At 71.6% G+C, this 14087-nt stretch carries 14 protein-coding genes; 9 read left to right on the top strand and 5 right to left on the bottom strand.

The window, feature by feature from the left end:
* Positions 1 to 81 precede the first annotated feature (81 nt).
* From AC0HI0_RS01315 to AC0HI0_RS01355, 9 genes are all read left to right on the top strand, one after another.
* On the top strand, positions 82 to 1050 hold the full coding sequence (locus AC0HI0_RS01315; protein ID WP_480930370.1) for an ABC transporter substrate-binding protein: 969 nt from the start codon (positions 82 to 84) through the stop codon (positions 1048 to 1050).
* Positions 1051 to 1068: 18 nt separating this feature from the next.
* Positions 1069 to 1833 carry a hypothetical protein gene (locus AC0HI0_RS01320; RefSeq protein WP_480930371.1) on the top strand — a complete coding sequence of 255 codons (765 nt, stop codon included), beginning with the start codon at positions 1069 to 1071 and terminating at the stop codon, positions 1831 to 1833.
* Positions 1827 to 2816: a FecCD family ABC transporter permease gene (locus AC0HI0_RS01325; RefSeq protein WP_480930372.1), complete on the top strand. Its 990-nt coding sequence runs from the start codon at positions 1827 to 1829 to the stop codon at positions 2814 to 2816. Before AC0HI0_RS01320 ends, AC0HI0_RS01325 begins: the two co-directional genes overlap by 7 nt.
* Positions 2813 to 3853 (top strand): FecCD family ABC transporter permease, encoded by a 1041-nt coding sequence (locus AC0HI0_RS01330; RefSeq protein ID WP_480930373.1) that lies wholly within the window; start codon positions 2813 to 2815, stop codon positions 3851 to 3853. Before AC0HI0_RS01325 ends, AC0HI0_RS01330 begins: the two co-directional genes overlap by 4 nt.
* A 126-nt stretch (positions 3854 to 3979) precedes the next feature.
* Positions 3980 to 4714 (top strand): 2,3-dihydro-2,3-dihydroxybenzoate dehydrogenase, encoded by a 735-nt coding sequence (locus tag AC0HI0_RS01335; RefSeq protein ID WP_480930374.1) that lies wholly within the window; start codon positions 3980 to 3982, stop codon positions 4712 to 4714.
* 26 nt (positions 4715 to 4740) lie between these two features.
* The gene (locus tag AC0HI0_RS01340) at positions 4741 to 5838 is read left to right on the top strand and encodes an isochorismate synthase (RefSeq protein WP_480930375.1); all 1098 of its coding nucleotides are present in this window, start codon (positions 4741 to 4743) and stop codon (positions 5836 to 5838) included.
* A complete protein-coding gene (locus tag AC0HI0_RS01345; protein ID WP_480930376.1) occupies positions 5835 to 7442 on the top strand; it encodes a (2,3-dihydroxybenzoyl)adenylate synthase in 1608 nt (535 codons plus the stop codon). Before AC0HI0_RS01340 ends, AC0HI0_RS01345 begins: the two co-directional genes overlap by 4 nt.
* A gap of 1 nt (position 7443) precedes the next feature.
* Positions 7444 to 8088, top strand: a complete 645-nt coding sequence (locus tag AC0HI0_RS01350) for an isochorismatase family protein (RefSeq protein WP_480930377.1) — start codon at positions 7444 to 7446, stop codon at positions 8086 to 8088.
* Positions 8085 to 8306, top strand: a complete 222-nt coding sequence (locus AC0HI0_RS01355) for a phosphopantetheine-binding protein (RefSeq protein WP_480930378.1) — start codon at positions 8085 to 8087, stop codon at positions 8304 to 8306. The genes AC0HI0_RS01350 and AC0HI0_RS01355 overlap by 4 nt, the downstream gene beginning before the upstream one ends.
* Before the next feature lie 24 nt (positions 8307 to 8330).
* Here the strand turns inward: AC0HI0_RS01355 and AC0HI0_RS01360 are convergent, their stop codons facing one another.
* From AC0HI0_RS01360 to AC0HI0_RS01380, 5 genes are read right to left on the bottom strand one after another with little or no spacing between them, the layout of a single operon-like run.
* Positions 8331 to 9272, bottom strand: coding sequence for an HNH endonuclease (locus AC0HI0_RS01360; protein ID WP_480930379.1), 942 nt, complete (start codon positions 9270 to 9272; stop codon positions 8331 to 8333).
* 60 nt (positions 9273 to 9332) lie between these two features.
* Positions 9333 to 10220 (bottom strand): carbohydrate ABC transporter permease, encoded by an 888-nt coding sequence (locus tag AC0HI0_RS01365; RefSeq protein WP_480930380.1) that lies wholly within the window; start codon positions 10218 to 10220, stop codon positions 9333 to 9335.
* On the bottom strand, positions 10217 to 11548 hold the full coding sequence (locus AC0HI0_RS01370; RefSeq protein ID WP_480930381.1) for an ABC transporter permease: 1332 nt from the start codon (positions 11546 to 11548) through the stop codon (positions 10217 to 10219). The genes AC0HI0_RS01365 and AC0HI0_RS01370 overlap by 4 nt, the downstream gene beginning before the upstream one ends.
* Complete coding sequence (locus AC0HI0_RS01375) at positions 11545 to 12852, bottom strand: ABC transporter substrate-binding protein (RefSeq protein WP_480930382.1); 1308 nt, start codon at positions 12850 to 12852, stop codon at positions 11545 to 11547. Before AC0HI0_RS01375 ends, AC0HI0_RS01370 begins: the two co-directional genes overlap by 4 nt.
* Complete coding sequence (locus tag AC0HI0_RS01380) at positions 12849 to 14060, bottom strand: ABC transporter ATP-binding protein (RefSeq protein WP_480930383.1); 1212 nt, start codon at positions 14058 to 14060, stop codon at positions 12849 to 12851. The genes AC0HI0_RS01375 and AC0HI0_RS01380 overlap by 4 nt, the downstream gene beginning before the upstream one ends.
* Between the last annotated feature and the right edge of the window lie 27 nt (positions 14061 to 14087).

Below are 14087 nucleotides of genomic sequence, written 5' to 3' on the forward strand. Positions count from 1 at the left end.
CGATTCATAAGGTTAGGCTTCCCTTATGTTGAGGTAAGGTGCCCCTGCTTCCCCGACCCCCGCTTGCCCTTTGGGAGAACGATGTCCCGCAGTAGAAAGCTGATCGCCGCCGTGGCGTTCGCCGCGCTGTCGCTCACCGCGTGCGGTGGTGGCGGCGGCACGGACACCGGTTCGTCGTCCTCGGCCGCCGCCGAAGAAGGCCCGCGCTCCATCACGGACGCGACCGGCGCGAAGCTCACCGTGCCCGCCAAGCCCAAGAACGTGGTCGCGCTCGCCGAGACCGACCTGGACGCGGCGATCGCGCTCGGCGTCACGCCGATCGGCGCGAGCAAGTCCCGCCAGGGCGACAGCGTCGCGGGCTACCTCGCGAGCAAGGTGCCGGGCGTCAAGCTGGTCGGCGAGATCGTCGAGCCGGACCTGGACGCCATCGCGGCGCTGGACCCGAAGCCGGACATCATCCTCTACGGGCACTTCATCGAGCCGGACCCGGCGCAGCTCGCCGACCTCAACGCGATCGCGCCCACCGTCGTCACCAGCCTGGTGAAGGACGACTGGAAGGCCAGCCTGAAGGGCGTGGCCAACGCGCTGAACCTGTCGGCCAAGGCCGACGAGGTGCTCAAGGACTACGACAAGAAGGTCGCCGACACCAAGAGCGCGCTGGGCGCCAACGCCACCGCCGAGGTGAGCCTGGTCCGCTGGAACCCGCAGGGCCCGACGTACCTGCAGAAGCAGCACTTCGCCAGCACGGTCGTCACCGAGCTGGGCCTCAAGCGCCCGCAGGCGCAGCAGACCGAGGGCACCGGCCCGTCCGAGCCGGTCAGCCTGGAGAAGCTGGACGTGCTCGACGCCGACTGGCTGTTCCTGGGCACGCTCAACGCCGACGGCGCGGGCGCGCTCAAGCAGGCCGAGGCGAACCCGACCTGGACGCAGCTCAAGGCCGTGCAGGCCAAGCACGTGGTGACCGTCGACGGCGTGCCGTGGACCTCGCGCGGCGGCCCGGTCGCGGCCGGCATCGTGCTGGACGACATCCGCAAGGCGCTGGGCAAGTAGCCACCTGGGGAGGGGCGCGTGTGGCGGTACACGGACGGGCGCGGGATCACCGTGGTCCTGCCCCGTCGGCCGGAGCGGGTGGCGGTGGTCGACCTCCTGGCCACCTCGACCCTCTGGGCGGCCGGGGTGCGCCCGGTGGCCGCCGCGATGGGTGAGGACCCGGCCGACGAATGCCTGTCGGCCGTGGGTTTCGACCCGTTCGGCGTGGCACGACTGGACACAGTGGACGATCCGTCGCCGGACCCGTCGCTGCTGCGCCAGGTCGACCTGGTGGTCGACCGCACGCACGGCGACGGGCTGCACCGGGCGGCGGACTCGCCCGTGCCCGCGATCGGGCTCACGCTCAAGGCTCCCGGCCAGTCGCTGGACGCCCTGTTCGGCGAGGTCGGTTCGCTGGCCGCGGCGCTGGGCTGCCCGCCGGTGCCCGAGGTCGCCCGCGCCCGGTACCGGGCCGCCAAGTGGCGGGTCCGGGAGGCGGCGCTGTGGCGGCCCGACCGCGCGGTGGCGTTCGCGTTCGTCCGCGCCGGGTCGCTGGCCGTGGTCGACCCGCAGCGCTACCCCTGGCTGGTCACCCTGCGGGAACTCGGGGTCCGGCTCGCGCCGCCCGGCCGGTGGCCGGCGGACCGGGTGCCGGCCGGGGTCGACCTGCTTTTCGTGTTCGACGAAGGGATCGCCGTGCCGGGCGCGCACCTGTGGACCGATCGCTGGCACGCGTTCGACCACGCCGTGTATGCCGACCTGTTCACCGGGTTCGCCGACCTGCTCGACGGTGATCCGTGCTGAGCCGGTCCGCCGGACTCGTGGTGTGCCTGCTCGCCCTGGCCGGGTTCGCGGTGCTCAGCATCGCGGTCGGTGCGCGATCCGTGCCGCTGTCCACGGTGTTCGACGCGCTGTGGTCGCCGGACGGCTCCTACGACGCCATGGTCGTCGCTCAGCAACGGGTTCCGCGCACGATCCTCGGCATCCTGGTGGGGGCCGCGCTGGGGCTGGCCGGTGCGTTGATGCAGTCGTTGACCCGAAACCCGTTGGCGGACCCGGGTTTGCTGGGCGTCAACAGCGGCGCGGCGGCGGCCGTGGTGTCCGCGATCAGCTTCCTCGGGCTCACCAGCCCGCTGGAGTACGTGTGGTTCGCCTTCTTCGGCGCGGCCGCGGCGGCGCTGGTCTTCTACGGGCTGGGCAGCTCCGGCCGGGCCGGCGGTCCGGTGCGGTTGGCGTTGGCGGGCACCGCGATCAGCGCGGTGCTCGTGGCGTACACGTTCGCCGTGCAGCTGGCCGACGACAAGGCCCTGGACCAGTTCCGGTTCTGGATCGTCGGCGGGCTCGCCGGGCGTGACCTGGACGTGCTGGTGCGCGTCGGGCCGATGCTCGGGCTGGGCCTGCTGATCGGCCTGCTGCTGGCGCGTCCGCTGAACGTGATCGCGCTGGGCGACGAGACCGGGCGCGCGCTGGGCGCGAACCTGGGCAAGGTGCGGCTGGCCGCCGCCGCCGCGATCACGTTGCTGTGCGGTGCCGCGACGGCCGCCGCCGGCCCGTTCTCGTTCATCGGCTTGACCGTGCCGCACATCGCGCGGTCCCTGGTCGGCGCGGACCAGCGCTGGGTGCTGCCGTTCTCCGCAGTGCTCGCACCGTGCCTGCTGCTGGGCGCGGACGTCGTCGGGCGCGTGGTGCTGCCGCCCAGCGAGCTGGAAGCCGGTCTGGTGACGGCGTTCCTGGGCGCTCCGGTGTTCATCGCCCTGGTGCGCGGGAGAAAGGTCGCCCAGCTGTGACGGCGCTCAGCCCGGTGCGGCTGCTGGACGGGCGGGTCTCGTTCCGGCTGCACGCCCGCACGCTGTGGGTGTGTGGTCTGCTCCTGGTGATCATCGCCGGCGGGATCGTGACGGCGCTGGTCGTCGGCGACTACCACGTGCCGGTGGACGACGCGGTGCGCGCGGTGTTCGGCGAGAGCACGCGGATGGCCGAGCTGTTCGTGCACCGCCGCCGGCTGCCGCGCGCGCTGACCGCCGTCATGGTCGGCATCGCGATGGGCGTGGCGGGCGCGGTGTTCCAGAGCCTGACCCGAAACCCGTTGGGCAGCCCGGACATCGTGGGCTTCGGCCACGGCGCGGCGACCGGTGCGGTGATGGTCCTGCTGCTGTTCGGCGGCGGCACGACCCAGACGGCGGTGGGCGCGTTCGTCGGCGGCCTGGTGTCGGCGGCGGTCGTGTACCTGTTGGCGCTCAAGGGCGGTGCGCACGGCTACCGGCTGGTGCTGGTCGGCATCGGGGTCAGCGCGATGCTGATCGCGTTCAACAACTACCTGGTGACGCGGGCCGACCTCAACGACGCGCGCGCCGCCACGGTGTGGATCGTCGGCAGCCTCTACGAACGGCGCTGGCCGGAAGCGACGCTGATGGCGGTGGGCCTGCTGGTGCTGCTGCCGGTCGTGCTCGCGTTGAGCCGGACGCTGTCGGTGCTGGACATCGGCGACGAGGGCGCGACGGCGCTCGGCGTGCGGGTCGAGCGCTCCCGGCTCGCGCTGATCGTGGCGGCGGTCGGGCTCACCGCCGTGGCGACGGCGTGCGCCGGGCCGGTGGCGTTCGTGTCCCTGGTCGCGCCGCAGGTCTCCCGCCGGCTCACCGGGTCGGCCGGGCCGGGGCTGCTGCCCGCCGGCCTGCTCGGCGGCGCGCTGCTGCTGATCAGCGACGTCGTGGCGCAGCGGATCACCTCGCCCGGCGAACTCCCGGTGGGCGTGGTGACCGGCGCGGTCGGCGGCGCGTACCTGGGCTGGCTGCTGCTGCGGGAGTGGCGCTCCGGGCGCGGCTGACCCGACCGGTGCCGAATCGATCGACCGGAGCACTGTGGTGTACCTCAAACGTTGGTTAGCCTAGCCTAATCGACAGGCTACAGTGATGTTCCGACCGCACACCGCACTCACCGGGAGACATCGCACATGGTCGACAGGGGGATCGCGGGCAGAGTCGCCCTCGTGACCGGTGCCGGGCAGGGCATCGGCGCGGCGGTGGCCTCGGCGCTGGCGGAGGAGGGCGCGCTGGTCGCGGACGTCGATCTGGAGGGCGCGACGCACCAGGTCGACGTGTCCGATGTGGACGGTGTCGGCGCGGTCGTGGACCGGGTGGAGCGGACGCTGGGGCCGATCGGCATCCTGGTGAACGTGGCGGGGGTGCTGCACCCCGCCCGGGTCCTGGACACCACCGACGAGGACTGGCGGCGGACGTTCGCGGTCAACACCGACGGCGTCTTCCACGTGTCCCGGGCGGTGGCGCGGCGGATGGTGCCCCGGCGGGACGGCGTGATCGTCACGGTCGGCTCGAACGCGTCCGGCGTGCCCCGCACCGGCATGGCCGCCTACGCCGCGTCCAAGGCCGCCACCACCATGTTCACCCGCTGCCTGGGCCTGGAACTGGCCGAGCACGGCATCCGCTGCAACGTCGTCTCGCCCGGCTCGACCGACACCGCCATGCAGCGCTCGCTGTGGACCGACGACGACGGCCCGTCCCGGGTGATCGCGGGCGACCCCACGACCTTCCGCGCCGGCATCCCGCTGGGCCGCATCGCCGACCCCGCCGACATCGCCGACGCCGTGCTGTTCCTGGTCTCCGGCCAGGCCCGGCACATCACCATGCAGAACCTCTACGTGGACGGCGGCGCGACCCTGCGCGCCTGAACCGTGAACAGCGAACGGAGCAGCCGGTGCTAGCCGCCGAAACATCCAGTGCCCTGCCGGGTCTCGACACCTACCGGGAGGGCGGGTTCTTCTTCGCCTCGCCGACCGGGGTCCTGGTCGCCGAGGAAGCGGGCGCCGCGCACGCGGCACCGCTGGGGCCGGGCGAGGTGGTGGTGGGCGCGGTGCCGTTCCGGCCGGACGTGCCGTCCCGCCTCACCGTGCCGGGCGCGGTCCGCCGGGGCGCGCCCCTGCACACCGTCTCCTTCCCGGACCGCCCCACGCCCGGCGGCCGGTGGCTCGACCAGCGCACCGACGCCGACGCCTACACCTCCGGCGTGCGGCGGGCGCTGGACCTGATGGCCGACGGCGCGCTGAGCAAGGTGGTGCTGGCCCGCGCGCTCGACCTGACCTCCGCCGAGCGGATCGACGTGCGCCAGGTGCTGTCCGCGCTGGCCGCCCGCGACCCGCGCGGCTACACGTTCGCCACCGACCTGGGCGGCCGCACGCTGATCGGCACCAGCCCGGAGCTGCTGATCCGGCGCACCGGCCCGGACGTCGTGTCCAACCCGCTGGCCGGGTCCCGCCCGCGCAGCGCCGACCCCGAGCAGGACGGCCGGCACGCCACCGAGTTGCTGGCCTCGCCCAAGGACCTCCGGGAGCACGCGTTCGTGGTCGGCGCGGTGGCCGACGCGCTGGCCCCGTTCTGCCGCGAGCTGACCGTGCCCGCCACGCCGGAACTGCTGCCCACCCGGACGATGTGGCACCTGTCGACCAAGGTGACCGGCGTGCTGCGCGACGAGTCGACCTCCGCGCTCGACCTGGCGTCCGCGCTGCACCCGACGCCCGCCGTGTGCGGCGTGCCGGCCGACACCGCGCGCACCCTGATCGGCGAGCTGGAGCCGTTCGACCGGGGGTTCTACACCGGCCTGGTCGGGTGGACCGACGAGCGCGGCGACGGCGAGTGGATCGTCGCCCTGCGGTGCGGCGAGGTCGCCGACCGCAGGCTGCGGCTGTACGCGGGCGCGGGCGTCGTGCCCGGTTCCACGCCGGAGGCCGAGCTGGCGGAGACCAGCGCGAAGTTCCGGACCTTCCTGGGTGCGTTGGGACTGAAGGAGTCGGCGTGAACGACTGGACACCGTGGCCCGAGGAGTTCGCCCGCGCGTACCGCGAAGCCGGGTACTGGACCGGCGAGACGTTCGGCGACTTCCTCGCCGCGCGGGCCGCCGCGTTCGCCGACCGGGTGGCGGTGGTCGACGGCGCGCGCCGCTGGACCTACCGCGAACTGGACGAGCGCGCTTCGCTGATGGCGCACGGGTTCCTGGCGCGCGGCATCCGGCCCGGGGACCGGGTCGTGGTGCAGCTGCCGAACGTCGCCGAGTACACCTCGGTGGTGTTCGGGCTGTTCCGGGCCGGTGCGCTGCCGGTCTTCGCGCTGCCACCGCACCGGTTCGCCGAGATCTCGGCGTTCTGCCGGATGACCGACGCGGTGGCGTACGTGATCGCGGATTCGGTCGGTGGCTTCGACTTCCGCGCGCTGGCGGCCGAGGTGAAGCGGGCGTCCGCGCTGGAACATGTGTTCGTGCACGGTGATCCGGGCGAGCACACCGCGCTGGCCGACGTGCCGGTGGCCGGCGGCGAGCTGCCCGAGGTGCGCGCCGGCGACGTGGCGTTCCTCCAGCTCTCCGGTGGCAGCACCGGGATCCCGAAGCTGATCCCGCGCACCCACGACGACTACCTCTACAGCGTCCGGGAGAGCGCGGAGATCTGCGGGCTGGGCGAGGACACCGCCTACCTGGTGGCCCTGCCGGTCGCGCACAACTTCCCGATGTCCTCGCCGGGCATCCTCGGCGTGCTGCGCGCCGGCGGCCGGATCGTGATGGCCCCCGCGCCCAGCCCGGACGTGGTGTTCCCGCTGATCGCGGAGGAGGGCGTCACCTCGACCGGGGTCGTGCCGCCGATCGCGTTGCAGTGGATGAACTCCCCGGCGCGCGCCGACCACGACCTGTCCAGCCTGCGGGTGATCCAGGTCGGCGGCGCGAAGTTCGTGCCCGAGGCGGCACGGCGGGTGCGCGACGAACTCGGCTGCGCGTTGCAGCAGGTGTTCGGCATGGCCGAGGGCCTGGTGAACTACACGCGGCTGGACGACCCGGACGAGATCGTGGTGACCAGCCAGGGCCGCCCGATCTCGCCCGCCGACGAGATCCGGATCGTGGACGAGGCGGGCGCGCCGGTCGCGCCCGGCGAGGTCGGCGAACTGCTGACCCGGGGCCCGTACACGATCCGGGGCTACTACCGGGCCGAGGCGCACAACCTGGTCGCGTTCACGCCGGACGGCTTCTACCGCACCGGAGACCTGGTGCGCCGCCTGCCGACCGGGCACCTGGTGGTCGAGGGGCGGGCCAAGGACCAGATCAACCGGGGCGGCGAGAAGATCGCCGCCGAGGAGATCGAGAACCACCTGCTCGCGCACCCCGCCGTGCACGACGCCGCGGTGGTCGCGATCCCGGACGACTACCTGGGCGAGCGGACGTGCGCGTTCGTGATCGCGACCGGCGAGCCGCCGACCGGCCCGGCGCTGCGGGCGTTCCTGCGCGGCCGAGGACTGGCCGCCTACAAGATCCCGGACCGCGTCGAACTCGTGGATGCGTTCCCGCACACCGGGGTCGGCAAGACCAGCCGGCGCGACCTGCGCCGGGCGCTGGCCGACACGTTCAGAAAGGCGCAGTGAGATGGGTCTGCCGACCATCGAGCCGTACCCGATGCCCACCGAGGCGGACCTGCCCGTCAACCGGGTGAAGTGGACCTGCGAGCCGTCCCGCTCGGTGCTGCTGATCCACGACATGCAGAACCACTTCCTGCGCGCCTTCAGCCCGGACGCCTCCCCGGTCGTGGAACTGGTGGCGAACATCCGCGCGCTGCGCGACACGTGCCGGGCGCTGGGCGTGCCGGTGGTGTACTCCGCGCAGCCCGGCGGCCAGAGCACGACCCAGCGCGGCCTGCAACTGGACATGTGGGGCACGGGCATCGGCCCGGACCCGTTCGACGCCGAGATCCACGACGCGCTCGCGCCCGCCGAGTCCGACGTCCGCCTGACGAAGTGGCGCTACAACGCCTTCCACCGCACGGACCTGCGCTCGCTGCTCGACACCACCGGCCGGGACCAGCTGGTGGTGACCGGGATCTACGCCCACATCGGCTGCCTGATGACCGCGGCGGACGCGTTCATGCAGGACATCCAGGCGTTCTTCGTGGCCGACGCGGTAGCGGACTTCACCCCCGACGACCACCGCATGGCGGTGCGCTACGCCGCCGGCCGCTGCGCCGTCACCACCACGACGACGCGGCTGATCACCGAACTGAACGGAGCGTCATGACCAAGGACGACGTGCGCGACCAGATCGCCGCGGTGCTGGACATCCCGGCCGCCGAGATCGCCGACGACGACAACCTGCTGGACCACGGCCTCGACTCGGTGCGGGTGATGTCGCTGGTCGAGTCGTGGCGCTCGGGCGGCGCGACGATCGCGTTCGTGGACCTGGCGGAGACGCCGACCGTGGAAGCGTGGACCGAGCTGCTCAGCCGCCGGTCCTGACCTTCGCCGGGTGCTGGGCCGTGGTCAACTTCGGTGCATGGCCCAGTGCTTGGCGATCCACGCCGATTGGCGCGGGGTGAGGTCGACGTGGAGCTTCCCACCGTGGAGGCGGCCGTAGTCCGGGTATTCGGCGACGGCCCGTGAAACGTCGACGGTGAGTGCCTGAGGGTCGACGGCGAGATGGCCGAGGTCGAAAAGGCGGTGCACGTCCCGCCGCAGCAGCAGCCCGCCTTGGTCGTGGTGCGTACCGTCGGCGGCGAAGCTGTTGAGGTGGGCGGCTTCCAGGGCTTCGTGCGGCGCGGGCCCGGTGAACGCGCACACGTCGCCGTACTGCTGGAGGAGGCGGTGGCGGAAGGCGGTCTGGCCCAGTCGCACCCGTACGACGGCCGTCGTGTGACCACCCCTCGACTCGACCGCCAAGGCGGCATCGACCGGGGAGAGGGACGGGAGTCCTGTTGCGTAGCGGAGGGCCCACCGGAACCTCTGGTAGTGGAGTTCGCGGATGCTGTGCTGCGACTTGGGGAGGAAGCACAACTCGCGCAGTCGAGCACTGGTCAACGCGCCGGCGAGATCCACCCAGGCCGTCCCGTGGTGGGACCGGTAGGTGGTGACGTCGAGCTGGACGGTGTCCGGTTGTTCGAACACCTCGGTGCACTTGTAGCACCGGAAACGCGGCGTCTTGGTCTTGCGGACGTTGATGGTCGTCAGACCGCAGTACGGGCAGCGGTTCTGGATCTTCTCCTCAGCGCCCGCAACGATCTTCTCCAGCACCGAGGCACCGAGCAGACCCTTCTTGTCCCACAGCACGATCGCGTCACCGACCTGCGGTAACGTGGCGTTGTCGACTTCGCTGTCCCAGCTGTAGTGCGCTGCGGGCGTGTCGTCGTAGCCGTTGTTGCTGTAGCGCTTCTGCCCTTCCCCGGCCGCGAGCATCAGCCACGCCCTCCGCTGTTCGCCCACCCGCACGCTTCCCTCCACGATGACCGCACTGTCTGGTGGAGATCATCGTCGCGTGCCCGCGAGCGGTTACTTCGTCGACCCCGCCAGCACGCCCTGCACGAAGTACCGCTGGAACGCCAGGAACACCGCCAACGGCACGATCATCGACAGGAACGCACCGCTCGCCAGAAGGTCGATGTTCGCGCCGAACTGCCGAAGCTGCGCCCGCAGCGCCACCGTGATCGGGGCCGAGTCCTGGTCCGCGAACACCAGCGCCACCAGCAGGTCGTTCCACACCCACAAGAACTGGAAGATGGTCAACGACGCGATGGCCGGCTTCGCGATCGGCAGCACCACCCGGCGGAAGATCACCCACTCGCGCGCGCCGTCCATCCGCGCCGCCTCGATCAGGTCGCGCGGAATCCCGACGAAGAAGTTGCGCAGCAGGAAGATCGCGAACGGCAGCCCGAACGCCACGTGGAACAGCACCACCCCCGCGATGGTCCCGAACAGGCCCAGCGCGCCGAACAGCCTCGCCACCGGGATGAGGGCCACCTGGATCGGCATCACCAGCAGCCCCACCACCAGCGTGGTGAGCCACAGCCTGCCCGGGAACTCGATCCACGCCAGGCCGTACGCCGCCAACGCCGAGAGCACCACCACCAGCACCGTGGCCGGCACCGCGATGTACACCGTGTTCAGGAACGACCGCAGCACCGTCGCGTTCCCGGCCAGGTCCGCGTAGTTCGCCAGCGTCAGCTCCGCCGGCCGGGTGAAGATCGTCCACCAGCCGGACGCGGTGTTGTCCGCCTCGTTGCGCAGCGACGCGATCAGCAACCCGAACACCGGCACCAGCCAGAACAACGCCACCAGCGCCAGCCCGACCTGCACCGCACCACCGCCGACCCGCGACACCAACCGGGACAGCACGCCCCGGCGGGGTGCGCCGGCCACCGACACCTCGACCACGGTCACGTCCGCTCCCGTCGGAATCGCCTGATGTTGAACAGCATCGCCGGGGCCACCAGCAGGAACAGCACCACGGCCAGCGCACTGCCCACGCCCTGGTCGCCGCCCGCGCCGAAGGACACCTGCCACATCTGCAGCGCCAGCACGTTCGCCTCCTCCTGCACCGATCCGGGCGCGATGACGAACACCAGCTCGAAGATCTTCAACACGTTGATCACCAGCGTCACGAACACCACCAGCAGCACCGGCGACAGCAACGGCACGGTCACCCGTCGGAACACCTGCCACTCGGTCGCGCCGTCGACCCGGGCCGCTTCCAGCGCGTCACGCGGGATGGCCGACAGCCCGGCCGCGATGAACGTGATGGCGAACCCGGTCATGATCCAGATCCACGACGAGATGATCACCGGCGTGATCAGCGACGGCCCCAGCCACGTCAAACCCCGGAACGGCAACGCGAAGTTCGACGCCGCCAACCGCACCGCGTACTGCCCCTGCGCCAGGTCCGGGAACGTGAACCGCCCGTCGTTCCCGGTCGTCGCGCGGCCGACGACCTGCCCGTCCCGCAACGCCTCCACGGCCAGGCCGGGCAGTCCGCGCTCCCCGTTGTCCAACGCGCCGGCCCTGCCGCCGACGGAAACGTCCAGCCACACCACACCGCGCAGCTCCCGCGCGTCGGACGCAGGCTCGGACGCCCGTGACGCGCCCTGCGGCAGTTGGCCCGGCGGAAAGCCCGCCAGCGGCACGATCACCGACGACCCCGGCGCGAACGTCCGGGTGCTGGTGAACCCGTCCTCGGCCGCCGCGAACGGAACCCCGTCACGGGGGCGCGCCCCGGGGTACGGCGAAGGCGCGGAGAACAGGTCGTGCACGCCGACCGTCATCGCGTTGACCATCCCGCGCGCGGGATCTTCGTCGTACACCAGCCGGAAGATGATCCCGGACGCGAACAGCGAGATGGCCATCGGCATGAACAGCACCAGCCGGAACGCGGTGGCCCACCGGATCCGCTCGGTCAGCACCGCGAAGATCAACCCGAGCCCGGTCACCACCGCCGGCGCGATGACGACCCAGATCACGTTGTTCTTGAACGCCGTCAGCGTGCGCGGGTCGGTGAACAGGTCGACGTAGTTCCCGACGCCGACGAACCCCGACCCCGACCGGTCGAAGAAGCTGCGGATCAGCGAGTACACCAGCGGGTAGAGGACCAGCGCGGACAGCACCACCAAGGCGGGCAACAGGAACGGCAGCGCCTGGCGCGGCGAGCGGCCGGGCGTCGGGTCCACCCCGCCGGCCCGGAGGCGCGGGCCGGCGGGGGACTGGGTGAGCGTCACTTCTGGTACGCCTTGGCGGCTTCGGACTCCAACCGCTGCACGGTGGCGTCGATGTCCTTGGGGTTGGCCAGGAAGTCCTGCAACGCCTTCCACTCGCCCGCGCCCTTGGTGCCGCCGAACGCGGCCGGCGCGAGGTCGGACATGTCGAACCGCACGTTGTCGCCCGCGTCCACCAACTGCTTGGCCAGCTCACGGGTCGTGTCGTCGGCGTAGGCGTCGACCGGGATGCTCTTGTTGGGGGACAGGAACCCGCCCAGCCCCGCCCACACCCGGCCGCTCTCCGGCGAGGCCAGGAACTTCATCAGCTCGGTGGTGGCCTGGTCCTCCTTGAGCTGCACGGCCATGTCCCCGCCCGCCACGACGGCGTCCTTGCTGCCGCCGATCGCCGGGAACTTGAAGAACTTCGCGTCCTCGCCCACCTTCGCCTTGGTGCTGGTGCTGATCACCGAAGCCACGAAATCCGCCTCGAACACCATGGCGGCCTTGGGCGTCTCGCCGAACACGTTGATCACCGACTGCGGGAACTCGGTCTGCAACGCCCCCGGAGCGCCGCCCTCGACCAGCCGGGCGTCGCCGAACAACTGGCCCAGCGTCTCCAGCGCCTTGCGCACCGACGGGTCGGTCCAAGGGATCTCGTGGCGGGCCAGCTTGTCGTAGTTCTCCGGTCCGGCCGTGCGCAGGTAGACGTTCTCGAACCAGTCGGTCAACGTCCAGCCGTCCGCGCCGCCCACCGACACCGCCGCCTGCCCGGTGTCCACCACCGCGCCGCCGACCTTGAGGAAGTCCTCCCAGGTCTTCGGCGGTTCCGCGCCGACCGCGCCGAACGCCTTCTCGCTGTACCAGACGGCGGACTTGTTGGCGGACTTGAAGTGCACGCCGTAGAGCTTGCCGTCGAACGTGCCGAGCTTCTTCCACACGCCCGCGTTGTGCTCGGTGACGGCCTTCTCCACCTCCGCCGACACCACCTTGACCGACCCGGCCTTGGCCATCTGCTCGACCAGGCCCGGCTGCGCGACCAGCGCGACGTTCGGCGGCGTGCCGCCCTGGACCCTGGTCTGCAGCACGGTCGGCAGTTCGTCGCCCGCGGGCGTGTACCGGACCTCGGCACCGGTCAGCTTCTTGAACGCGTCGAGCACCTGCTCGAACCGCAGCTGCTCGTCACCGGTCCACGGGCCGATGACCTCCACGGTCTGCCCGCTCAACGCCTTCTGGCCGTCCGGTCCGGGGGTCGTCGTGCCCGCGGTGCACGCGGTCACCACGCCGAGTGCCGCGACCAGTGCGGCGGTCACCTTCAAGCGGCTCATTCCAGCTCTCCTGACGTGTCGGTCCACACGGACGACCCGGTCGTCGGGTCGAAGAAGTGCAAGCGGGAGGTGTCCACCCACGCGGCCACCGGCTGGCCCTCGTAGATGTGCGTGCGGGGGGAGAAGCGCCCGACCAGGACGACGCCGCTGCCCCGGGGCAGGTCGGCGGTGCCGTCGTCCTCGGCCAGCGCCTTGGTGTCGTCGGTGACCACCGGCGCGGCGTCGACCGGGAAGTGCACCAGCACGTCCGATCCCATCGCCTCCACCAGGTCGGCCACCGAGTGCAGGATCGAACCCTCCTGCGCGTCGGCCAGCGCCGCGTCCTCCATGTCCTCGGGGCGGATGCCGAGCACCACGTCCCGGCCCGCGTACCCCTCCAACGCAGGCCGGGCGCGCAGCACGGATTCGGGCAGCAGCAAGGCGTCCGAGCCCACGGTGACCCAGTGCCGGCCGTCGTCGTCGCGGTCGAGCCGCGCGGTCACCAGGTTCATGCCCGGCGAGCCGATGAACCCGGCCACGAAGAGGTTGACCGGCCGGTCGTACAGCTCCTGCGGCGGCCCGACCTGTTGCAGCACACCGCGTTTCATCACGGCCACGCGGTCGCCGAGGGTCATCGCCTCGGTCTGGTCGTGGGTGACGTACACGGTGGTCACGCCGAGGTCGCGCTGGATGCGGGCGATCTGCGCGCGCATCTGGACCCGCAGCTTCGCGTCGAGGTTCGACAGCGGCTCGTCCATCAGGAACGCCTGCGGCGCGCGCACGATCGCCCGCCCCATGGCGACCCGCTGGCGCTGGCCGCCGGACAGGTTGCGCGGTTTCCGCTCCAGGTGCTCGTGCAATTCGAGGACTTCGGCGACCTCGCGCACCCGCCGATCGATCTCCTTCTTCGGCAGTTTCCGCAACGTGAGCCCGAACGCGATGTTGTCGTAAACGTTCAAGTGCGGGTAGAGCGCGTAGGACTGGAACACCATCGCCACGTCCCGATCGCGCGAGGGCACCTCGTTGACGACCAGTTCGCCGATCCGGATGGACCCCTCGCTGACGCTCTCCAAGCCCGCGATCATCCGCAGCGCCGTGGTCTTACCGCACCCGGACGGCCCCACCAGCACCAGGAACTCCCCGTCCCGGATCTCCAGGTTCAGGTCGGCGACCGCGCGGGTGCCGTCGACGTAGACTTTCCCGAGACCGCTCAGCACGACTTCCGCCACGCCCACTCCTCGCCCCGCCCGGGACGG

Source organism: Saccharothrix sp. NBAS 001 (genome assembly GCF_056640475.1).

What these genes read in the sequence shown, in the direction of transcription:
- AC0HI0_RS01315 (WP_480930370.1), top strand. Translation starts at nt 82, where the DNA reads ATGTCCCGCAGTAGAAAGCTGATCGCCGCCGTGGCGTTCGCCGCGCTG.
- AC0HI0_RS01335 (WP_480930374.1), top strand. Translation starts at nt 3,980, where the DNA reads ATGGTCGACAGGGGGATCGCGGGCAGAGTCGCCCTCGTGACCGGTGCC.
- AC0HI0_RS01375 (WP_480930382.1), bottom strand. Translation starts at nt 12,852, where the DNA reads ATGAGCCGCTTGAAGGTGACCGCCGCACTGGTCGCGGCACTCGGCGTG.
- AC0HI0_RS01355 (WP_480930378.1), top strand. Translation starts at nt 8,085, where the DNA reads ATGACCAAGGACGACGTGCGCGACCAGATCGCCGCGGTGCTGGACATC.
- AC0HI0_RS01350 (WP_480930377.1), top strand. Translation starts at nt 7,444, where the DNA reads ATGGGTCTGCCGACCATCGAGCCGTACCCGATGCCCACCGAGGCGGAC.